This window comes from Streptomyces coffeae, assembly GCF_016741875.1.
Lineage (GTDB): Bacteria > Actinomycetota > Actinomycetes > Streptomycetales > Streptomycetaceae > Streptomyces > Streptomyces coffeae.
Genome location: NZ_JAERRF010000001.1, coordinates 479,193 through 500,409, shown reverse-complemented (window position 1 = coordinate 500,409; position 21,217 = coordinate 479,193). Strand labels below are relative to the sequence as shown.

Here is a 21,217-nt window from a genome sequence, read left to right as displayed (position 1 = left end):
GGATATCCCACCGGACACCCCCGCGCGACCACCATGAAGGAGTGACGGCGTGACGGCCGATGACCGAGCGCCCTCCATACGACGCCCGCGTCCGGGGGCGGACGCATGACCGCGACCACCGCCCCCGGCGCGGGCCCCGTATCCCTCGCACCCTCCCCCGCGGCCCCGGCCGGACCGGGGCCGCGCCCCGCGCGCACCGCCCATCCGCCGCGACTGCGCGCCCTGGACGGACTGCGGCTGCTCGCCGCGCTCATGGTCGCCGCGTACCACTACGGCGGCCGTACCGGTGAGATCGGCCAGGCGTGGGGCACCTCGCCCCGTGAGCAGTTCCCCACCGCCTCGTCCTTCTTCGCCTACGGCTGCCTCGGCGTCCAGATCTTCTTCGTCATCAGCGGCTTCGTCATCTGTATGAGCGGATGGGGGCGGCCGCTGCGCGCGTTCTTCGCCTCCCGCGTCTCCCGGCTCTTCCCCGCCTACTGGGCCGCGATCATCCTGGTGACCGCCGTGTTCGCGCTCCCCTGGGTCGCCTACGAGGCGGTCTCGCCCAGCGACGCGCTCGTCAATCTGACGATGCTGCAACAGCCGCTCGGGGTGGACCGGGTGCTGGGCGTGTGCTGGACGCTCTGGGCGGAGCTGCGCTTCTACGCGCTCTTCGCGCTGTTCGTCGTCCTCCCGGGCGCCAACCGCCGCCGTGTGGTGCTGTTCTGCGCCGTCTGGACCCTGGGCGCGGCCGTCGCCGAGGCGGCGAACCTGCCGCTGCTGGATGTGGTGCTGATGCCCGAGTACGCCTCGTACTTCATCGGCGGCATCGGCCTCTATCTGCTCCACCGCTACGGCCATGACGCCGTGGCCTGGGGCATCGTCGCGATCAGCTTTCTGATCGGCCAGCACTACGCGATCGCCGGGCTCTGGCACCCGGCGCATGTGGACGCCTTCTCCTACCGCTCGTCCACGGGCATCATCGCCGTCGTGGCCTTCGGCTATGTGGCGGTGGCGCTGATCGCCCTCGGCAAGCTGCACTGGGCGAACTGGCGCTGGCTGACCGTGGCCGGGGCGCTGACCTACCCGTTCTATCTGGTCCATGAGCATCTGGGCTGGGTGGTGGTCGGGGTGCTGCACCGCAAGCTGGGCCTCCCCTCGTATGCCACCCTCCTGCTGACCGTGGCGCTGATGCTGGCCCTGGCCTGGCTGCTGTACCGCTTCGTGGAGCAGCGGCTGACCCCGGTGCTCAAGCGGTCGCTGTCCGCGGTCCGGATGCCGTAACCGCCGGCCGCGGTGCGGGGCCTCAGCGCCAGCGCGCTGCGTCGGCACCCCAACGGCCCGGCGGACAGCTCCAGGTGAAGCCACCGCCGCCGGGCCGGGCGAGCGGTGAGCGGGCGTACCGCAGCGGGCCGTACGCGGAGTCCGTCTCCGCCAGCCACGGCGCCGGGTCATGGCCGGGCCCGCTCTCCGGAACCGGGGTGACCCCGTGCATCAGCCAGGACGCGGTGCCCGCGAGCGAGAGGCGCAAGCGCCGCCCGGCGCCGCTGTCCTGGCGTCCGGTCAGCGCCCGCAGCACCGCCGCGGCGATCAGATAGCCGGTGCCGTGGTCCAGCGCCTGCGCGGGCAGCACCCCGGGGCGGCCGTCCGGTCCGGCCTCCAGCGCGGCGATCCCGGTACCGGCCTGGACCAGGCTGTCGAAGCCGCGGCGGCCGGTCCACGGCCCGGACCAGCCCCAGGCGCACAGCTGGGCGGTGATCAGCCCGGGGTGGCGCTCGGCCAGGGTGTCCGGATCGAGTCCGAAGCGGTCCAGCGCTCCGGGGCGGTAGCCGCTGACCACCACATCGGCGCGGGCGAGGAGTTCATCGAAGGTCCGCCGGTCCCGCGGGTCGCCGAGGTCCAGCCGGGTGGACCGTTTGCCGAACCCGGTGTCGGCATGCGCGTCCGGGTCCTCGGGCAGCCGCGGGGTGTCCACGCGCAGGACGTCGGCGCCCAGGACGGCGAGGGTGCGGGTGGCCACCGGCCCGGCGATGACCCGGCTCAGATCGAGCACCCGGACGCCCTCGGCGGGCAGCGCCGCCGCGGGCAGCGGACGCGGTCCGGCGTCCGGCCCCGGCCGGGACTCGATCAGCGGAAGTCCGTCCAGCGGCACAGGGCTGGCGCCGGGCTCCGCCATGGCCACGGCCAGGGCGCCCGCCGCGTACGCCGTCTCCTGCGTCTCGCGCGCCGGGCGGGCCGCCAGCTCCGTACGCAGCCGCTCCACCAGCTGATCCGGCGTACCGCGTGCGGGGATACCGAGGGCGGCCAGCAGCCGGGCGCGGTGGTGCGGATAGTTGGCGTGGGTGCGGACCCAGCCGTCGGCCGCGTGCCAGAACCCGGACAGCGGGGCGAACGACACCGGCTGCCGTCCGTTGATCCGCACGTGCCGCTCGCTGACGAAGGCCGTGGCCACCGCGGCCTCGGCCACCCGGATCTCCGCGAGTGACTCCACCGGCCGGCCGGAGCGCCGGGCGTCCAGTTCGGCGGCGGCCAGCGAGCACACCCCCACGGTGGCGCGTGCCAGCTCCCGCACCGGCAGCCGGGCGGGCAGCGCCCCGGCCGACGGCGCGTAGGTCACCGTGGCAGCCAGATCCGGCGTTCCGCCGAGGGCGGCCCAGGCGTCCGCGGTCGTGGTGTCGGTCTGCCCGTTTCCCATGGGCTGATTCTGCGCCGGCGAGATCGCGGATATGCGGCGGCCGCGTGTGACAAAGAACGAGTGTGACCAAGGCGAAGGGCCCGCTCGCCGACCGGTGCGGTCGGCGAGCGGGCCCTTGCCCGTGCGCGGAGGGACTACTTCTTGAAGCCGTAGTCCATCAGCTTCTTGGCGTCGGAGGTGCGGGCGTCCACCGAGGTGGAGGCGAGCACCGTGCCGATGACCGTCTTGCCGTTCCGGGTGGCGGCGAAGACCAGGCAGTACTTGGCCTCGGGGCCGGAGCCGGTCTTCACGCCGATCGTGCCCGAGTAGCTGCTGAGCAGGTTGTTGGTGTTGCTCCACGACATGTAGCGGTAGCCACCGCTCTTCGTGGTCACCTTCTGCTTGGTCGACTTGGTCTTCACGACCGACCGGAACGTCGAGTACTTCATCGCGTTGCTGGCGAGCTTCGTCAGATCGCGCGGGGTGGAGTAGTTCGCCCCGTGCCCGATGCCGTCGAACGAGTCGAAGTGGGTGTTGGTCATGCCCAGGTTCCTGGCGGTGGTGTTCATCTTGCCGATGAACGACTTCACCCGGGCGGACCGCGTGGAGCCACTGCCGAACTTGTCCGCCAGCGCATACGCCGCGTCGCAGCCGGACGGCAGCATCAGCCCGTACAGCAGCTGACGGACGGTGACCTTGTCACCGACGATCAGCCGCGCCGAGGAGGCGTAGTTGTTGTCGACGATGTAGTCGCTGTACGCCTTCTGGACCGTCACCTTGGCGTCAAGGTTCAGGTTCGGCTGCGCGAGCACCACCCGCGCCGTCATGATCTTGGTGGTGGAGCCGGTGGAACGACGGGTGTCGGCCGCCTTGGTGTAGAGGCTCTTCCCCGTGCTGTTGTTCATCACATAGCCGCCCTTGGCGGCGATCGAGGGCGTGGCGACCGCGGCGGCCTGCGCGGTGGCGGAGAACGCCCCCGCCGCCAGCACGGCACCCGCGGTGACGACCGCCGCGGAGACGCGACGTACGCTCTTCATGCCGGTTCTCAAGATATTTTCTCCAAAATGCCCCTGCCGTACGGCGGCATAACAATGCCGCTCCCCTTGATGACGCGCGACAGGGGCCAATGGATGTGCTCCGTGCGGATGTTTTTCCAGAACTCCTCCGAACTCTTCCGCACGCGTTCGAACGCTTCAGAACACGTCAGCGCGTCAGAGCACGTCAGCGCGTCAGAGCACGAGTGAGAGCAGCAGCACACAGCCGAGCCCGGTCACCGAGATGAGCGTCTCCATCACCGACCAGGTCCGTACGGTCTGTCCCACGCTCATCCCGAAGTACTCCTTCACCAGCCAGAACCCCGCGTCGTTGACATGGCTGAAGAACAGCGAACCGGCGCCGATGGCGAGGACCAGCAGGGCGGTGTGGGTGGTGGACATATCGGCGGCCAGCGGTGCCACCAGACCCGCGGCGGAAATGGTGGCCACGGTCGCCGAGCCGGTCGCCAGCCGGATGGCGACCGCGATCAGCCAGGCCAGCAGCAGCGCGGAGATGTTCCAGTCCTTGGAGAAGTCCAGGATCATCTGGCCGACGCCGATGTCGATGAGGGTCTGCTTGAAACCGCCGCCCGCGCCGACGATCAGCAGGATCCCGGCGATGGGAGCGAGCGAGATCTCCACGGTGGAGGTGATCCGGTCCCGGGTGAAGCCCGCGGCCCGGCCGAGCGTGAACATCCCGACGATCACCGCCGCCAGCAGCGCGATCAGGGGCGAGCCGATGACGTCCATGGCTCGCTGGACCCCGTTCTCCGGGTCGTCCACCACGATGTCGGTGAGCGCCTTGCCCAGCATCAGCACCACCGGCAGCAGCACGGTGGCCACGGTGGCGGCGAAGCCCGGCCGCCGCTCCAGATCCTCCGACGGGCGCTGCGGGATCATCCGCTCCGGCGGGGTGACGTCCACCCAGCGGGCCGCGTACCGCGCGAACAGCGGTCCGGCGATGACCACGGTGGGCAGCGCGACCAGAACCCCGAGGGCCAGGGTGACGCCCAAGTTGGCGTGGACCGCGTCGATCGCGGCCAGCGGGCCGGGGTGCGGCGGCACCAGACCGTGCATCACGGACAGGCCCGCGAGGGCCGGGATGCCGATGCGTATCAGCGAGTAGTTGCCGCGCTTGGCGACCATCAGCACCACCGGGATCAGCAGCACGATGCCGACCTCGAAGAACAGCGGCAGTCCGATCAGTGCCGCGATCAACGCCATCGCCCAGGGCATGGTGCGACCGCTCGCCTTCGCCAGGATGGTGTCGACGATCTCGTCGGCACCGCCCGAGTCGGCGAGCAGCCGCCCCAATATGGAGCCCAGCGCGATCAGCACCCCGACGCCCGCGACCGTGGTCCCGAGCCCGGCCGTGAAGCTGGCTATCGCCTTGTCCAGCGGCGCCCCCGCGGCGGCGCCCAGCACCAGCGAACCGATGGTCAGCGACAGAAAGGCGTGCAGCTTGAACGTGGTGATGAGCAGAACGATGACGGCGATGCCGAGGAGTACGGCGATCCCCAGCTGTGCGTGACCTGCCGACGTGATCGGGTCGACGGTGTCCGCTGCCAGCATCTCAACGCTGAGTCTGGTCACGGCGGTTCCTTACGTAGCGGTACCTGGCGGTGTCACTTCTGCGCGGCCCGCCGCCGCAGTTCGGCGGCGGCCCGCTCGGCGATGGCCTCGGGCTCCGGGGAGATGTCCAGGGCCATGCCGTTCTCGTCCGGCTCGAGCGGTTCGAGCGTGGCGAGCTGGGAGTCGAGCATCCGGTCGGAGAAGAAATGGCCCGTGCGGGCCTTCATCCGCTCGGCGACCGTCGGGCGATCGCCGGTCAGATGGAGGAAGACGGCCTCGGGGTTGGCCGCGCGCAGCCGGTCCCGGTAGCCCCGCTTGAGCGCGGAGCAGCTGACCACACCACCGCGGTCGGCGTGGTCCCGGGCCCATGCGCCGATGGCGTCGAGCCAGGGCAGGCGGTCCTCGTCGTCCAGCGGGATCCCGGCCGACATCTTGGCTATGTTGGCCGGCGGGTGGAAGTCGTCGGCCTCGGCGTACGGCACGCCGAGCCGGTCGGCCAGCAGCGGCCCGACCGTGGTCTTGCCCGTTCCGGACACTCCCATGACGACAACTACCGGGGGGCTGTGCATTGCGGTGAAACCTCGCTGTCTTCGTCGACCTCGGCGCCGCGGCACACTCAACCCCACAGGTACGACGTATTCAAGAGTCCGTGACTCAAAAGTCATACTTATTTGCTCCGGGCGTGGCACGTAGGCTGATCCCATGGACGATCAGGGGCCCAAGGGGCGGGGGCCGCATGCCCGGGTGCTACAGACCATCGGGCCCGCGATCACCGCGGGTGACTATCCGCCGGGGACGGTGCTGCGCACCGATGAGCTGGAGCAGCGGTTCGAGGTCTCGCGCACGGTCGTCCGGGAGGCGGTACGGGTCCTGGAATCCATGCACCTGGTGGAGTCCCGCCGCCGGGTCGGGGTGACGGTCCGCCCGGCCGAGGACTGGGACGTCTTCGATCCCCAGGTCATCCGCTGGCGGCTGGCCGGTCCCGACCGCCCCCGCCAGCTCCGCTCGCTGACCGCGCTGCGCTCGGCGGTCGAACCGGCCGCGGCGGCCCTGGCCGCCGAACACGCCACCCCCGAGCAGTGCGCCGAGCTGACCGAGCACGCCCTCGGCATGGTGGCCACCTCACGGGGACAGCAACTGGCCGGATACCTGGTGCACGACATCGCTTTCCACCGGGTGGTCCTGCGCGCCTCCGGCAATGAGATGTTCGCCCGGCTCGGCGATGTGGTCGCCGAGGTACTGACCGGCCGCACCGAACACCAGGTGATGTTCACCGACCCCGACCCGGAGGCGGTCACCCTCCATGTGCGGGTCGCCGAAGCGGTCCGGGCGCGGGACGCGGAGCGGGCGGAGGCGTACACCCGCGAGATCACCGTGGGCGCGCTGCGCGAACTGGACATCCTGGCCCCGTAGATGAAACGGAACTGCCGGTTCGAGTGATTTGTTTGGCGCTCGTCACTCAGCGTGGCCGTCCGTGCCTAGGCTCATGAGGGCGGGGGGCTAGCTCGGGAGGTGGGCCGGTATGGAGGACGAGGAGAGCGCCGCTGTATTGAAGGCGGTCGGCCGTCAGATCAAGCTCTGGCGGGAGGCGGCCGGGCTGAAACAGGCGGAGTTGGGCGCGGCGATCGGCTACGGCGAGGAACAGGTCTCGGCGGTCGAGCGGGCGCGGCGGATCCCCAGTGTTGAGTTCCTCGACAAGGCGGATGAGGTGCTGGGGGCGAGCGGCAAGATCGCCGCGATGAAGACGGATGTCGCGGAGGCGCGGTATCCCAAGAAGGTCCGGGACCTGGCGAAGTTGGAGGCGGAGGCTGCGGAGCTGTCTGCGTACAACAACTCGGTCATCCAAGGGCTGTTGCAGACCGAGGAGTATGCGCGGGCGGTGTTCCGCGGACGACGTCCGGTGTTCACCGAGGAAGAGGTGGAGCAGCGAGTAGCTGGCCGCATGGCGCGACAGGAGATCCTCGATGCCGCGTCCGCACACCCGCTCTTCAACTTTGTCCAATGCGAGTCGACGCTGCGCCTTCGCATCGGAGGTAAAATGGTGATGCGGAGACAGCTCGAACGCCTGTTGGAGATTGGCCAGTTGAGGAACGTGGATCTTCAGGTCCTGCCGCTGTGTCGTGAGGAGAACTCAGGAGTCGATGGTCCGTTCCGGCTGTTGAAGCTCCGTGACGGCACGACGGTCGGCCATACCGAAGTCCAGCTCTTCAGCCGCGTGGTTGCCGTTCCCAAGGAGATCCACATCCTTGAGATGCGCTATGGGATCATCCGGGCGCAGGCGCTCACGCCCCATGAGTCACTGGCCTTCATCGAGAAAGTGCTGGGAGAGACATGACCCTCAAGCCCTTTGAGTGGATAAAAAGCAGCTACAGCACAGCCGACGGCCCCGATTGCGTCGAGGTTGCCTGGATGAAGAGCAGCTACAGCACAGCCGACGGCCCCGCCTGCGTTGAGGTCGCCGCCGACCCCTGTGGCACCATCCACATCCGCGACTCCAAGAACCCCGACGGTCCCCAACTCGCCGTCGCACCGGCCACCTGGACCGCCTTCGTCTCGTACGCCTCGACCGTTGCCTGACCTCACCCCCTACGCCCGGAGCACCGTCCGGCTGCACCCGCGCCGGGGCACCCCGGGCATCCGGGAGAGCCACATCGGCGGGCCCCTGTGGTGGCCCGCCGATGAGCCCTGGCCCGACTGTGCCGAGCACAAGGACGTCAACGGCAAGCCCCAGGGGCCGTACCCCCTGGTCGCTATCGCTCAGCTGACCGCCGCCGACTTCCCCGAGGCACCGTTCCTGCCCGGAACGGATCTCGTCCAACTCCTCTGGTGTCCCGAGTGGCACGACCAGCCCCACCCGGAGGGGTGGGGACAGTTGTGCCAACTGGTGTGGCGGCGGGCCTCGGATGTCACCGAGCCCCTCGCCGACCAGCCCGACCCCGAAGAGCACTGGGTGTACGACGAGGACATGCTGCCGCGGCCGTGTGTGCTGCGTCCGGAGCGTGCGGTGGAGTACCCCTGGGTGGAGGAGTTGGCCGACGCCCTCAGGGAGCAGTTGGACGAGGACCACTACCGCGACACGTCAGTTCTCTCCGGCTGGAAGCTGGGCGGCAGCATGGGCTGGGCGACCACGGACATGCCGTCATCGCTGGAGTGCGGCGTCTGCGGGCAACCACTCGCGCTGTTCCTCCAGTTCGACACCTACGAGGACACAGACAGCGAAGAGGACCGCGAACCGACCGGGATGACGGTCGGACGGGCCAGCCACGCCGGGCTGTTCATCTGCTCGGCCGACCCCACCCACCCGCCGTCCTTCTTCACCCAGTAAGAGGCACTGGCCGGTCGTTCCTCAACTGCTCGAAGAGCTTCTTCGCCCGCTTGTCGTCCCATTTCACCGCGCTGCCCTTGGGCGTCCGGAAGCCGAGGCTCGCCACGGGGACGTTCAGCTGTTTGCCGCTCCCGCCCGCGACCCCCTGCATCGCCTCGAACAGGGACGTGAGCGTCCGCAGGTCCATGTCCTTGTCCACGATGAGGGTGTCCAGGCCCGCCCCCACGGTCGGGAAGACCTCCCACGGGACGAGAACATGGCCCGGCTCCGCGGCCTTCTTCGCGAGGGCGGACAGGAACTTCTGCTGGTTCTGGCTACGGCCGAGGTCTCCCTTGGCCTCCTGGTGACGCTGACGGACGAAGGCCAATGCCTGGGCGCCGTTCAGGGTCTGGCAGCCCTTCTTCAGGTCGGCGCCCGACTTCTCGTCCTTGATGGGCCTGGGCAGGCACATCCGGACCCCGCCCACCGAGTCGACGACGTTCACGAATCCCGCGAAGCCGATCTCCGCGTAGTGGTCGATGCGCAGCCCGGTGTTGTGCTCCACAGTCCGCACCAGCAGTTCGGGACCGCCCAGCGAGAACGCGGCGTTGAGCTTGTTCTTCGACGCCCCCGGGCGCTTGCCGGTCATGGGGAAGGTGTACGGCGGGAGGGTCACCCACGAGTCGCGCGGCAGGCTCATCAGCGTGGTGCCGTGGGCGCCGGTGTGCAGCACCATCATCGAGTCGGTGCGACGGCCTTCGGCCGATCCGGTGTGCAGGTCCTTCTTGTCCTTGCCGGAGAGGCCGTCACGGCTGTCGGAGCCCACGATGAGGTAGTTGGTGCCCTTGCCCTTCGGGGGACGGTGCTCGACCCTGCCCAGGTCGACCTCGTTGTTGAGCTTGGACGTGGCCCAGACGTAGGCGGTGCCGCCGCCGAGCAGGGCCAGCGAGAGCACGACGGCCACCGTCCGCCACAGCCGCCGGGGCCACCGGCGGCGGGCAGCGGTCTCGTCGTCATCCTCGCGCGGCCGGTACGGGTCCGGCGGTATTCGCCGCAGCGGCACCGGCCGCTGTTGCCGCGACGGGAGGACGATGCCCTCGTGCGGCGCGTGCCCAGTGTCGGTCCAGGCGTCCGGCCAGTGGTTCGACATGGTTCTCCTCGCCCCGCTCACTTGGATGTCAGGCTCTGGTGGCGCCCGCCCGGGTCGACGGTCAGCTGGTCACCCGCCGAGCCGGAGCGCTGCATGCGGTGCCAGCGCAGCCGGGTGCCGAAGAGGGCGCTGACCACGGACTGGATGATCACCAGATACATCAACTGCCGGTAGACGAAGAGCTGGAAGGGCATCGCCCACAGCGACCTCAGCCGCTCCTTGTCCAGCCGCAGCGCGTATCCGGCGCCGAGCAGCTGCACCACGAGGAAGGCGAACCACACCCCGACCGACTGCAGGGGATCGGCGAACAGCACACCGTAGAGCGCGAAGACGTCCACGATGGGCGCCAGCAGCGGCAGCACGACCTGGAAGAGGAAGAGGTAGGGCAGCGCACGGCGGGCGAAGCGTCCGGCCGGGCCGACCTCGGCCAGCGCGCGCCGGTGCTTCCACATGGCCTGGAGGGTGCCGTAACACCAGCGGTAGCGCTGCCGCCACAGCTGGCCCAGCGAGGTGGGGACCTCGGTCCAGGCGATGGCGGACTCCTCGTAGACCACCCGCCAGCCGGCCCGCCACAGAGCCATGGTGAGGTCCGTGTCCTCGGCGAGGGTGTCCTCGCTGACGCCACCCACACCCATCAGCGCGTCCCGGCGGAAGGCGCCGATGGCGCCGGGAATGGTCGGCATGCACTCCAGCACCTCGTACATCCGGCGGTCGAGGTTGAACCCGAAGACGTACTCCAGGTGCTGCCAACGTCCGAGCAGCCGACGGCGGTTGCCCACCTTGGTGTTGCCGCTGACGGCGCCGATGGCGGGGTGGGCAAGAGGCTGGATGAGCTGGTGAATGGTCTCGGGTTCGAAGATCGTGTCGGCGTCGACCATGACCACGATGTCGTGGTGCGCGTGGATCAAGCCGGTGTTGAGGGCCGCCGCCTTGCCCGCGTTGGGCTGCCGGATCACCATGATCCGGGGGTCGTCGATCCAGGTGGCGAGGTCCGCGGTGGTGTCCGTCGACCCGTCGTCGATCACGATGACCTGGAGCTGCCGGTGGGTGGAGGCGAGCAGCGACCGCACCGTGGACTCGATGCCCGCTTCCTCGTTGTACGCGGGGACCAGGACCGTCACCGGTTCGTTGACCTCGCGTAGCCAGGGCGAGCCGGGCCGGAAGCGGTGCAGGCGCCGGACATGGGTCCGCGCGAAGACGACGAGCATCAGCAGCCGCACCAGGGCCAGGGCCCCGGAGATGACGAGCACCCAGGTCATGGCGGGGACGAAGGCGTGCCCGATGCCCTGGACCTGGATCAGCGCCTGGCCCTGCCAGCGGCCGACCGTGGACGCTGGGGAGTTGGCCGGGGCCTGACCGAGCCCCTCGGACACGGTGGCGAACTTCTCGATCTTCCGGTTCTTGAGGAGCTTCTTCACCTCGCCGTAGGCGGTGTCCGTCTGGCTGAACTGCCGGACCACACCCCGCTCCGGTTTCCGCAGCGGCCGGTCGGCCGCGACCACGAGGTACCCCTGTGCGGCGGCGCGCTGTGCGGCGGTCCACTCGCCGCCGCAGAGCGTGTCCGCCTGGGTGGTCATCGGCAGCCGCAGGAGTTTGGTGGTGACGCCGGTGGTGCCGGACAGCGCGGTCTGGGTGAGTGACAGTTCCAGGTGGGTGCGCGGCGCCGAAGCCGAGCTCAGGTCGGATCCGGTGTAGGTGTTCGAACCGAGCTCATGTCCCTCGGCACGGATCCGCCGGACCAGCTCCGGGTGCCGGACCACCTGGGCGCCGGAGACGAAGAAAGTGGCGTGTGCGCGGTGCTCGCGCAACAGGTTCAGCAGACGTGGGGTCCACACCGGATCGGGGCCCCCGTCGAAGGTGAGGGCGACGGTGCGGGCCGGCATACCGGCCGTTTTCACGGTGCCATCGGCGATGCGTACCACCGGCTCCCCGGTGTCGGCCGCCTTGGGTACGGGGTGGGTGCAGGGCTTTCGGGTCTGCGCGGACGCGACCTCGTGAGTGGTCCAGCCTTCGAAGACCAGCGCGGCGGCGACCGCGGAGACGACGATGATCAGCAGTAGCCAGTGACCGCGCGGCGCGGGACGGAGTGCGTGCCGAGGGCTCACCAGCGGCTGCCTCCGGTGGGTGAGGCCGTGGCAAGGGGCGCGGACACCCCGACACCCTCGGAGCCGGCGCCGGACCACGACCCGGTGGCCGGGGCACTGCCGTTGGTGGACCGCTCGGCGGTCCTGGGGGGATCCTGCGCGTCCTGCCAGATCACCCCGGACAGGGCCGCGACCAGCAGCAGCAGATAACCGAGGCAGACACAGCCGACGGCCAGCGCCGCGAGCCTCAGCAGCGACCTCCGGCCGCCGGAGGCGTTGACGAATATCTGCCCATTTTTCTTTCTGCGCCGCCGCTTCTCGGTCACCTTCTTCACCATGTGGCGGGAGTGTAGTGATGATCTTTAGAGTTCGTGACCACAACGGAAGAAGCTCTTCCGTTGCGCTCAGGGGGCCGCCGAGTCCGTATGTCCGGCCGATTCCCCCGCCAATGGGGGCCAGTGTTCGAACCAGCGCGCGTCCGCCTCGAGCTGAGCGGCCAGAGAAATGAGACGGGGCTCACTGTTGGCCGGGCCGAGCAACTGGGCGCCCAGCGGAAGGGTGCTGTCGGCGTCGGCGAACCCGGCCGGTACGTTCACCCCGGGCCAGCCCAGCACGTTCCACGGCCAGGCGTACGGACAGGCCGCGATCATCGCGCGGTCGGTGCGCCACCCGGAGAGACCGGACATCGCCCCGATCCGCAGCGGCGGGGTGGCGGTCGTCGGGGCCAGCACCACATCGAATCCCCGCTGGTGGAAGATCGCCCCGACCCGGCGGTGCAGCCGCACCTCCGCGGCACGGGCCCAGCGCAGCGGTCCGCCGCCCAGCAGCCGTCCATGGCGGACGGCGGCCTGGGTGCGTACGTCCAGCAGCGTCTGATCCGGAACGCGCGCGGCCCATTCGTGGAGGCCCGCCGTCGCGCGCGGCAGGAAGGCGAGCCCGACCATCCCGTAGCGCGGTTCGGCCTCCACGACGTCGTGCCCGAGGGCGGCCAGCCGCTCCGCGAGCCGCAGCACCGCGGCCCTGACCACCGGGTCCAGCTCCTTGGGCGTACCCGTGAACGCGGGCTTGAGCGAGAGCGCGATCCGCAGCCGCCCCGGATCGCGGCCCACCGCGGACAGTACGTCCACCGGCTCCGGGCGGTGGAGATCGTTCTCGTGGTTGCCGCTGGCGGCGTGCAGCAGCAGCGCGGCGTCGGCGACCGTACGGGCCAGCGGTCCGTTGCAGGTGATGCCGTTGAACGACTCGGCGTCGGGCCAGGTGGAGATCCGCCCGCGCTGCGGCTTGATGCCCACCAGATGGGTCCAGGCGGCGGGGATGCGGACCGAGCCCGCTCCGTCCGAGCCCAGCGCGCCGGGTACCACACCGGCGGCGACGGCCGCCGCAGCCCCGCCGGAGGAGCCGCCGGGGGTGTGCGCGGGGTTCCAGGGGTTGCGGGTCTCGCCGAAGGCCGGGCCCTCGGTGAACGGCCACTGGCCCAGCTCGGGGGTGTTGGTCTTGCCGACGATCACCGCCCCGGCGGCCCGCAGCCGCCGTACGGCCTCGCCGTCCTCGGTCTTGACCGGGAATTCCCCACAGCACCCGAAGGCGGTCGGCTCCCCCGCCACATCCATGTCGTCCTTGATCGCGATCGGCACCCCGAGCAGCGGCAGCCGCTCCCCCGCCGCCAGCCGCCGGTCGGCCTCCTCGGCCTCCAGCAGCGCGGCCTCGGCCCGGATCCGGCGGAAGGCGTTGAGGGTGCTCTGCGTCGTGGCGATGCGCTCCAGCGACTGTTCGACCAGGACGCGGGAGGACACCTCACCACCGGCCAGCGCACGGGCCTGTTCGCCCAGACCCTTGGGAATGACGCTGGTCACCCTGGACCTCCTCGATTCGCACGGTGAGCGGCGTGACGGTTACAACGGCCTACAGGTGAGCCTACGGGTGAGTTCGGCCACTCCCCCTTTACCCCGCGTGGGTCGTCACGCACCCTGGGGCCCGGAGGGGGGCCGATTCATCCCGTTCGTCACGATCATCTCCGAGCAGCGAGGACACCCGCATGACCGACATCGCGGCGCGCCGCATCGGCCTCCGCCGGCGCACCGGCGGCCCCACCGACGACGACCAGCTCAAGGAGCACATCGCGGGCTGGGCCCTCGTCATCGTGATCGCGATGCTCACCGTACAGCTCGGGCTGTTCTGACCGCAGGTCATCGCAGAGACCAGGAAGGGCGCGGCCGGGCGCCGCGCCCCGCGACCGGCTTCAGCGCACGAACCGCAGCTCCGGCCACCCCGCCGACGGACCGTGCAGCGGCTCGCCGCCGTCGCGGCCCCGCAGCCAGGCGTCGAAGAACGCCCGGACACAGGCCCGCTCGGCGGCCACCGCCCGGTGCGGCGCGACCGTGCCGATCACCTTGGTGAGGGTCTTCTCCGGCAGGCCGAGCTGCCGGATGATCTGCGGCAGCATCGCGACGACGTCGGTGTACGCCGCATGGCGCGAGCCGCGCAGCGTCAGGTCGGCGCGGGGGCCCGTGCTGTGGTCCCACAGCGCACGCCACGAGGGCACCGTGTGGTGGTCGTTGCCGTCCATACCCATCAGCAGCACGGGCCGGTCCACACCGTCCCGGGCGGCCGTCGAGAGATTCCCCGGGTTGTGGTCCTTCCTGACGTAGGCCAGCACACCGTCCAGATTCGCGGCCGCCGCGATCCGCTGGTCGTCGTGCATCCCCTGGACGGCCGCGAAGCCGCCCGCGGACTGCCCGAACATCCCGACGCCCGACACCTCCGCCCCCGCCGGGACCAGCTCCTCCAGCCGGTCGAGGACGAAGCGGGTGTCGGCCACCCGCACCGCGCAGGTCTTCTTCAGCAACTCGACGAACGTCCCCTCGCGCTCGGCCCGCTCGTACTCCTCCGGCAGGCGGCTGGTCTCCACCCGGCCGTCCGGGAACTCGACCGCCGACGCGTCGAAGGTGTGGTCGATGCAGACCACCACGTATCCGCGCGAGGCCAGTTCATCGGTGAGGGTGGTGCCCATGGAGCGCGGATCGCCGACGCCGGGTGAGTAGAGCACCACGGGGTGCCGGGCGGCGCGGCGCCTCGCGGGCGGGGCGCCCTGATGTGCGAAGGTCCGGGTCGCCGCCCAGTCGACGCGTCCCTTCGGCACGCCCCCGAAGGCGTTCAGCCGGTCGAAACCGGCCGCCTCGCCGGGCAGCATCTGCGGTGCGCGCGGATGCCCCGCGACGTCCCGGGCGGGATAGCGGACGGAGACCATCAGCTCGCGCGACGGCCTGGACGTCACCCAGGGATCGGGCCGACGGTGATCGACGAGATGACGGGAGACCGTGCCGACGGCGTACGGCCCGGTCGGGGCGGGCAGCGTCAGCCTGGCCCGCCCGCCGGAGCTGCGTGGTACGGCCCGCGCGGCGGGCGCGGCCACCGCCGCTCCCAGGACGGCGAAGGCCGCGGCGGCCAGTACTCCTCGGCGGTCCGGCCCGCGGCCGGAGGTGTGGGGATCCATACCGCAGAGACTTCCGTTCGCACCGGCCGCGCCGCCATCGTGCTGGCTACCGTCCCGGGGTGGGGCCTGCCCCCGTACCGCCTCCGTGGTCCAGCATGGTGCACCACGCCGTATGCCATAGTGGACCATCCGCAGACACCAGGCGCAGGGAGAGAGCATGATCACCGACGTAGCGGGCTGGCTGGGGTCCGCCGCCATCGACCCGGCCGTCCACACGCTGCGCCCCGACTACCGCGCGCTGCTGATCACCGCGGAGGGGCTGCGCCCCGGGCCGAGCGACGAGCTCGGCGAACGTCTGCTGGCGGACGCCGAGTCGGCCGCCCGTGAGCGGTTCGGCGACGGGCCGGTGGAGGAGCATCCGCATCTCGCCGCCTGGCGGGAGGCGTTCCGCGGTTTCGGGGCGAAGCCGCAGCGCACCCGGCCCGGCGCGGAGGCCCTGCTGCGGCGGGTGGGCGCCGGACTGCCCCGGGTGGACCGGCTGACCGACCTCTACAACGCGGTCTCGGTCGCCCATGCGCTGCCGCTGGGCGGTGAGGACCTCGACCACTACCGCGGCCCCGCGCGGCTGGTCCGGGCCACCGGTGACGAGACCTTCGAGACCACGGCCGGGGGCGAGGCCGCCGTGGAACACCCCGCGTCCGGCGAAGTGGTGTGGCGGGACGACGCGGGCGTCACCTGCCGCCGCTGGAACTGGCGCCAGTGCACCCGCACCCGGCTCACCCACACCACCACCCGGGCCTTCTTCGTCCTGGACGCGCTCGGTCCGCTGGACGACATCGCGCTGAAGGCCGCCGGTGATCAGCTGTCCGAGGCCCTGGCCGAGAGCAGCCCCGGGGTGCGGATCGCCTCCCGGCTGGTCGCGGGCGGCTGATCCGCGGCGGCGCGCGGTGGGTCAGAACAGCGACTGCTGGCCCGGCGACGGCGGCTCGTCCGCACCGAACAGCTTCGGCGGGGTGGTGAGCAGCGGTGCGATCCGCCGCGACCCGGGGCAGGAGACCAGTTCGTAGTCCGAGCGGCGGCCCGGCGGATCGTGGCGGGCGAACCGCCCGCCCACGACCGCGATCTCTCGGGTGCAGACCGGACAGGCGCGGCGGGGAGCAGACATGACCCCAGTGTCGCTCACCCGCCGCCGAGGTCGCGGGCGAGCTGCCGCGCGGACTCCCGGGTGAAGCTCCCCGAGATGACCTAACCGAACGCCCCTGAGCCCTCGGGTCGCTCAGAATGCATCAGCGGGGACATACACGCCCCACACCTCGCGCAACGCGTCGCACACCTCGCCCAGTGTGGCCCGTGCCGCCAGTGCCTCCTTCATCGGATAGAGCACATTGGCCGTGCCCGGCTCGCTCTCGGCCGCCTTCTTCAGTGCCGCCAGCGCCGTACGGACCGCCTCCCCGTCGCGCCCGGCGCGCAGCGCGGCCAGCCGCTCCCGCTGCCGGTTCTCGATCGCCGGGTCCACCCGCAGCGGCTGATAGGGCTCTTCCTCCTCCAGCCGGAAGCGGTTGACGCCGACCACCACCCGCTCACCCGCGTCCTGCTCCTGCGCGATGCGATAGGCGTGGCGCTCGATCTCCTCCTTCTGGAAGCCCTGTTCGATGGCGGCCACCGCGCCGCCCCGGTCCGCCACCCGCCGCATCAGGTCCAGGGCCGCGGCCTCGACGGCGTCGGTCAGCGCCTCGACGGCGTACGAGCCCGCGAACGGGTCGACGGTGGCCGTCACATCCGTCTCGTACGCCAGCACCTGCTGGGTGCGCAGCGCCAGCCGGGCGGACTTGTCGGTGGGCAGCGCGATGGCCTCGTCGAAGGCGTTGGTGTGCAGCGACTGGGTGCCGCCGAGGACGGCCGCGAGCCCCTGGACCGCGACCCGGACCAGATTGATCTCGGGCTGCTGGGCGGTGAGTTGGACGCCCGCGGTCTGGGTGTGGAAGCGCAGCATCTGCGACTTGGGGTCGCGGGCGCCGAATTCCTCGCGCATCACCCGCGCCCAGATCCGGCGCGCGGCACGGAACTTGGCGACCTCTTCCAGCAGGGTGGTGCGGGAGACGAAGAAGAACGACAGCCGTGGCGCGAAATCGTCGATGTCCATGCCCGCCGCGACCGCCGTCCGCACATACGCGATGCCGTCGGCCAGGGTGAAGGCGATCTCCTGCGCGGGCGAGGCCCCGGCCTCGGCCATGTGGTAGCCGGAGATCGAGATCGTGTTCCACTTCGGCAGCTCGGCCGTGCAGTACTTGAAGGTGTCGGCGACCAGCCGCAGCGAGGGGCCGGGCGGAAAGATGTAGGTCCCGCGGGCGATGTACTCCTTGAGGACGTCGTTCTGGATGGTGCCGGTCAGCCGGTCGCCCGTCACCCCCTGCTCTTCGGCGACGAGTTGGTACAGGAGCAGCAGCAGCGCGGCGGGCGCGTTGATGGTCATCGAGGTCGAGACCCGGTCCAGCGGAATCCCGTCGAACAGCACCCGCATGTCCTCGATCGAGTCGATGGCCACGCCCACCTTGCCGACCTCGCCGTGGGCCAGATCGGCGTCGGAGTCGTAGCCCATCTGGGTCGGCAGGTCGAAGGCGACCGAGAGCCCGGTGGTGCCGTGGTCGATCAGCTGCCGGTAGCGGGCGTTGGACTCGGTGGCGGTGCCGAACCCCGCGTACTGGCGCATCGTCCAGGGGCGGGTGGTGTACATCGTCGGATAGACCCCGCGGGTGAAGGGGTACGCCCCGGGCTCGCCCAGCCGCTCGGCCGGATCCCGGCCGGTGAGCGCGTCCGGGCCGTACACCGGCTCGACGGGGAATCCCGACTCCGACTCGCGCGCCATGGGTCCACGCCTCCTGGTGGCTGATACCGGCTCTTGTGCCGGTACGGGGCCTCTCTCACAGCATGCGTCGATGTTCGCCGAACGGCAGCCCCGGGAAACATTCGGGGCGAAATATCAGTGGACCGGGTGGACTGAGGGGATGAGATGCACCGGAGGCCGGTGATCCGCACCGCGCTCGCCACGGCCACGGCCGCGGCGCTGCTCGCGGGATGCAGGGCGGGGTCGGTGACCGCGGACGGACGGAGCCAGGACAGACCGCAGGCCCGGACGAGTGCGAGCGCGCCCGCGCGGGACGCCCCGCGGCCGCACCGCACCTTCACCCACAAGCCGCGGCACAAGGCCGAGCACAGACCGGTCCGGGCCCGTCCGGCGCGGCCCGAGGTCCGGGCGCCGCGGCGCGGTACCGCGCCCCGGGTCGCCCCGGCGGTGATCGCGGTGGGCACCAGCGGTGAGCGGGTGCGCGAGTTACAGGCGCGGCTGCGTCAGCTGGATCTGTTCGGCCGCAATCCGACCGGGTACTACGGCCCGGTCACCCGGGAGTCGGTGCTCTCCTACCAGCGCGGCCACGGGCTGGTGGCCACGGGTTCGGTCGACCGGCGCACCTGGAGCTCGCTGTGCTCCCGGAGCCGGCCGCCCGCGCGGGACGAGCTGTATCCGCCGACCACCCTGCCACCGGCCAAGCCCGACCGCCGCTGTCTGACCGGGCGGGTGCTGTGCATCAGCAAGAGCAGCCGCACCCTGTCCTGGATGATCGACGGGCGGGTGGTCTCGGCGATGGACGTGCGCTTCGGCTCGCAGTACACCCCGACCCGGGAGGGCCTGTTCCAGGTCAACTTCAAGAGCCGGGACCATGTCTCGACGATCTACCACACCCCGATGCCGTACGCGATGTTCTTCAGCGGCGGCCAGGCGGTGCACTACTCGGCGGACTTCGCCGCCCGCGGCTATGCCGGTGCCTCGCACGGGTGTGTCAACGTCCGGGACAAGAAGAAGATCGCCTCGGTGTTCGGCCAGGTGAGGGCCGGAGACAAGGTCGTGGTCTTCCCCTGAGGCGGTCGTCACCCACAGAAGAGTGGCGCGGGCAGGGCCGGGGGAACGTGCCCTGCCCGCGCCGGATGCGCGGTGCCGTCGGTACGGGGGGAACCTCGGCTCCCGCGCGGCCGATGACCAGTCGGCCCGTTTCTTACAGCGTCACCCCTGAAAAAAACGTCACACCTAAGACCTTGAGCGCTCAACCGGCGGTCGGATCGGCGGTCTTCGCGGGACTTTCCTGGGCCGCGGAGCCGGTCGTCACCGTGCCGTCGGCCGAGGTCTCGGCCGGTGCGGATGGCGTCGGAGGCGGCGGTTCGGAGTGGTGGCTGCCGGACCCGCCGTCCTGACCGGAGCCACCGGGATCACCTTCGCCGGAACCGCCGTCGTCAGAGCCGCCGGAGCCGCCGTCGTCAGAGCCGCCGGAGCCGCCGTCGTCCGAGCCCCCGCTGCCACCGGACCCGCCGCTGTCGTCCGCGCTGCCGTCCGTACCGCCGGCGTCATTGCCGTCGGAACCGGTACGCGGCAGCTGTGCGCCGTTGTCGGCGAGGAGCTGGGCGCAGTAGCCGTGGACGCTGGACCGGCCCGCGGACTTCTTCAGCTTGTACAGCGATCTGCGGTCCAGTCCGCTGCCCTCGCCGTACTCCGCGGCCAGATAGCGGCGGCAGGCGTCCAACGCCCACGGTCCGCTGTGCCGCCCGCTGCCCGGGGAAGAGGTGGGGTGACGCTTGTCACCGTTGTCCTTGCCCCAGCCCTTGCCGTCCTCAGTCGGCGCGGCCGAACCCTGGCCGCCGTTGGAGGACGGGCCGCTGGCATCGTTGTCGCCGGAGCCGCTCGGGCCGGGCGAGGAAGTGGTGCCGCCCTGGGAGATTTCCGGACGGACCGGACCGCTGCCCGAGGAAGGGCCACCCGGAATGCTCACCGAGGGGGCCGGGTCGCCGCCCCCGCTGAACGGCGTGGGCAGCACACCCGCCGCGGCCGCGACCGCGAAACCGCTGAGCGCACAGCCCGCCAGCGCGGCCACCATGCCCGCGCGCAGCTGCCGCCGGGCACCGAAGCGGCCGCCACGCAGAATACGCAGGCCGCCGCCGGACCGCGCGGAGTCGGGCATCGCGGCTTCGGCCGCCTCGGCGAACTTCTCACGGGCCGCCATGAAGGCGGATACGGCCGCCTCCTCACCGGGAAGCGGAAGCGCGCCGTCCGTGGGTCCGGACGCGAGGCGGGTCTCCTCGGCAACGGCGGAGAGCACAGCGGCCAGCCGTTCCGCTTCGGCACACGACTGGTCGTGCCGGTCAACTGGGACGCCGTGCTGCCCCACGACCGGTTCGCCACGAAGCAACCGCTCCGCGGCACTGTCATCCAGCCAGCTGTAGCGGTTGTCTTCGGCCATCACATGTCCTTCTGCGTTGGCGCGCACGAATCCGTCACACCCGCAGACTTCGCCACCCCCGAGTTGGTTGCCTTCCCAGGCGACTCACGTTGCACGGGAATCCCGTCGAGGGTGGTCGGATCACCCCCCGCCCGGGGATCGATCAGATCAGCGAGCTTCCGCAGTCCGCGGTGGGCCGCGGTGCGCACGGCGCCCGGCCGCTTGCCGAGCACCGAGGCCGCGCTCTTCGCGTCGAGGCCGAGGACCACCCGCAGCACCACGGCCTCGGCCTGGTCCTGCGGCAGCTGGGCGATGAGCCCGAGCGCGCGGCCGGTGCCCAGGGCCTCCATCGCCTCGCCCGCGGTGTCCGCCTCCGAGGCCCGGGTCTCCAGCTCCGTCTCGTCGCCGCCGATGGCCGGGCGACGACCGCGCATCCGTATGTGGTCCAGTGCGCGGTTGCGGGCTATCCGGGCCGCCCAGCCGCGGAAGCGGTCCGCGTCTCCACTGAAACGTTGCAGATCACGAGCTATCTGGAGCCACGCCTCCGAGGTGATGTCCTCCGCGTCGCCATCGCCGACCAGGGTGCGTACGTAGCCGAGGAGGCGAGGGTGTACCGACCGGTAAACGGTCCGGAAGGCGATCTCGTCCCCGTCCTGTGCCGCACGCACCGCGGCGGTCAGTTCCGCGTCGTCCCCCTGCACGCTCACTTCCTGCCCTCGGAGG

The 21,217-nt window shown here is 71.0% G+C and carries 21 protein-coding genes; 8 read left to right on the top strand and 13 right to left on the bottom strand.

Translation table 11 applies throughout. The features are described from left to right. The first annotated feature begins 105 nt into the window (after window positions 1–105). Complete coding sequence (locus JK363_RS02230) at window positions 106–1,263, top strand: acyltransferase family protein (protein WP_201870773.1); 1,158 nt, start codon at window positions 106–108, stop codon at window positions 1,261–1,263. 22 nt (window positions 1,264–1,285) lie between these two features. Here the strand turns inward: JK363_RS02230 and JK363_RS02225 are convergent, their stop codons facing one another. The 4 genes from JK363_RS02225 to JK363_RS02210 all read right to left on the bottom strand — a co-directional run bounded on the left by JK363_RS02225 (window position 1,286) and on the right by JK363_RS02210 (window position 5,828). Further along, window positions 1,286–2,674: a CoA transferase gene (locus JK363_RS02225; protein ID WP_201870772.1), complete on the bottom strand. Its 1,389-nt coding sequence runs from the start codon at window positions 2,672–2,674 to the stop codon at window positions 1,286–1,288. Window positions 2,675–2,808: 134 nt separating this feature from the next. Then, window positions 2,809–3,690: a D-alanyl-D-alanine carboxypeptidase family protein gene (locus JK363_RS02220; protein WP_201870771.1), complete on the bottom strand. Its 882-nt coding sequence runs from the start codon at window positions 3,688–3,690 to the stop codon at window positions 2,809–2,811. 192 nt (window positions 3,691–3,882) lie between these two features. Then, a complete protein-coding gene (locus JK363_RS02215) occupies window positions 3,883–5,280 on the bottom strand; it encodes a GntP family permease (RefSeq protein ID WP_201870770.1) in 1,398 nt (465 codons plus the stop codon). Between the two features lie 32 nt (window positions 5,281–5,312). Further along, on the bottom strand, window positions 5,313–5,828 hold the full coding sequence (locus JK363_RS02210; RefSeq protein WP_201870769.1) for a gluconokinase: 516 nt from the start codon (window positions 5,826–5,828) through the stop codon (window positions 5,313–5,315). 133 nt (window positions 5,829–5,961) lie between these two features. On the opposite strand from JK363_RS02210, the gene JK363_RS02205 reads away from it, so the two are divergent. The 4 genes from JK363_RS02205 (at window position 5,962) to JK363_RS02190 (ending at window position 8,584) form a co-directional block, all read left to right on the top strand. Beyond that, on the top strand, window positions 5,962–6,672 hold the full coding sequence (locus JK363_RS02205) for a FadR/GntR family transcriptional regulator (RefSeq protein WP_201870768.1): 711 nt from the start codon (window positions 5,962–5,964) through the stop codon (window positions 6,670–6,672). Between the two features lie 109 nt (window positions 6,673–6,781). Next, entirely contained in the window at window positions 6,782–7,594 is an 813-nt protein-coding gene (locus JK363_RS02200; protein WP_201870767.1) for a helix-turn-helix domain-containing protein, read from the top strand. Further along, window positions 7,591–7,836: a DUF397 domain-containing protein gene (locus JK363_RS02195; protein WP_201870766.1), complete on the top strand. Its 246-nt coding sequence runs from the start codon at window positions 7,591–7,593 to the stop codon at window positions 7,834–7,836. The genes JK363_RS02200 and JK363_RS02195 overlap by 4 nt, the downstream gene beginning before the upstream one ends. After that, window positions 7,829–8,584: a YwqG family protein gene (locus JK363_RS02190; protein ID WP_201870765.1), complete on the top strand. Its 756-nt coding sequence runs from the start codon at window positions 7,829–7,831 to the stop codon at window positions 8,582–8,584. The genes JK363_RS02195 and JK363_RS02190 overlap by 8 nt, the downstream gene beginning before the upstream one ends. On the opposite strand, the gene JK363_RS02185 is transcribed toward JK363_RS02190, so the two are convergent. The 4 genes from JK363_RS02185 to JK363_RS02170 form a co-directional block, all read right to left on the bottom strand. Beyond that, window positions 8,574–9,713, bottom strand: coding sequence for an LCP family protein (locus tag JK363_RS02185; protein ID WP_201870764.1), 1,140 nt, complete (start codon window positions 9,711–9,713; stop codon window positions 8,574–8,576). The two genes, JK363_RS02190 and JK363_RS02185, sit on opposite strands and share 11 nt — an antisense overlap. Window positions 9,714–9,730: 17 nt before the next feature. Further along, entirely contained in the window at window positions 9,731–11,818 is a 2,088-nt protein-coding gene (locus tag JK363_RS02180) for a bifunctional polysaccharide deacetylase/glycosyltransferase family 2 protein (protein WP_201870763.1), read from the bottom strand. Next, the gene (locus tag JK363_RS02175; RefSeq protein ID WP_201870762.1) at window positions 11,815–12,135 is read right to left on the bottom strand and encodes a hypothetical protein; all 321 of its coding nucleotides are present in this window, start codon (window positions 12,133–12,135) and stop codon (window positions 11,815–11,817) included. Before JK363_RS02175 ends, JK363_RS02180 begins: the two co-directional genes overlap by 4 nt. A gap of 66 nt (window positions 12,136–12,201) precedes the next feature. Further along, on the bottom strand, window positions 12,202–13,650 hold the full coding sequence (locus JK363_RS02170) for an amidase (RefSeq protein ID WP_201870761.1): 1,449 nt from the start codon (window positions 13,648–13,650) through the stop codon (window positions 12,202–12,204). Window positions 13,651–13,832: 182 nt separating this feature from the next. On the opposite strand from JK363_RS02170, the gene JK363_RS02165 reads away from it, so the two are divergent. Beyond that, a complete protein-coding gene (locus JK363_RS02165; protein WP_201870760.1) occupies window positions 13,833–13,976 on the top strand; it encodes an SCO1431 family membrane protein in 144 nt (47 codons plus the stop codon). 60 nt (window positions 13,977–14,036) lie between these two features. Here the strand turns inward: JK363_RS02165 and JK363_RS02160 are convergent, their stop codons facing one another. Beyond that, window positions 14,037–15,290 carry an alpha/beta hydrolase family protein gene (locus tag JK363_RS02160; protein ID WP_201870759.1) on the bottom strand — a complete coding sequence of 418 codons (1,254 nt, stop codon included), beginning with the start codon at window positions 15,288–15,290 and terminating at the stop codon, window positions 14,037–14,039. A gap of 157 nt (window positions 15,291–15,447) precedes the next feature. On the opposite strand from JK363_RS02160, the gene JK363_RS02155 reads away from it, so the two are divergent. Beyond that, on the top strand, window positions 15,448–16,161 hold the full coding sequence (locus JK363_RS02155) for a B3/B4 domain-containing protein (RefSeq protein WP_201870758.1): 714 nt from the start codon (window positions 15,448–15,450) through the stop codon (window positions 16,159–16,161). 21 nt (window positions 16,162–16,182) lie between these two features. Here JK363_RS02155 and JK363_RS02150 read toward each other — a convergent pair whose 3' ends face one another. Together JK363_RS02150 and JK363_RS02145 are read right to left on the bottom strand one after the other, a co-directional pair. Next, window positions 16,183–16,395: a hypothetical protein gene (locus JK363_RS02150; RefSeq protein WP_201870757.1), complete on the bottom strand. Its 213-nt coding sequence runs from the start codon at window positions 16,393–16,395 to the stop codon at window positions 16,183–16,185. Between the two features lie 111 nt (window positions 16,396–16,506). Continuing rightward, window positions 16,507–18,096 (bottom strand): acyl-CoA mutase large subunit family protein, encoded by a 1,590-nt coding sequence (locus JK363_RS02145; protein ID WP_201870756.1) that lies wholly within the window; start codon window positions 18,094–18,096, stop codon window positions 16,507–16,509. A gap of 144 nt (window positions 18,097–18,240) precedes the next feature. Here JK363_RS02145 and JK363_RS02140 point away from each other — a divergent pair, with 144 nt between their 5' ends. Then, a complete protein-coding gene (locus JK363_RS02140; protein ID WP_215910397.1) occupies window positions 18,241–19,146 on the top strand; it encodes a L,D-transpeptidase family protein in 906 nt (301 codons plus the stop codon). Window positions 19,147–19,327: 181 nt separating this feature from the next. Here JK363_RS02140 and JK363_RS02135 read toward each other — a convergent pair whose 3' ends face one another. Together JK363_RS02135 and JK363_RS02130 are read right to left on the bottom strand one after the other, a co-directional pair. Next, complete coding sequence (locus JK363_RS02135) at window positions 19,328–20,515, bottom strand: hypothetical protein (RefSeq protein ID WP_201870755.1); 1,188 nt, start codon at window positions 20,513–20,515, stop codon at window positions 19,328–19,330. Beyond that, complete coding sequence (locus JK363_RS02130; protein WP_201870754.1) at window positions 20,515–21,195, bottom strand: RNA polymerase sigma factor; 681 nt, start codon at window positions 21,193–21,195, stop codon at window positions 20,515–20,517. Before JK363_RS02130 ends, JK363_RS02135 begins: the two co-directional genes overlap by 1 nt. Window positions 21,196–21,217 lie beyond the last annotated feature (22 nt).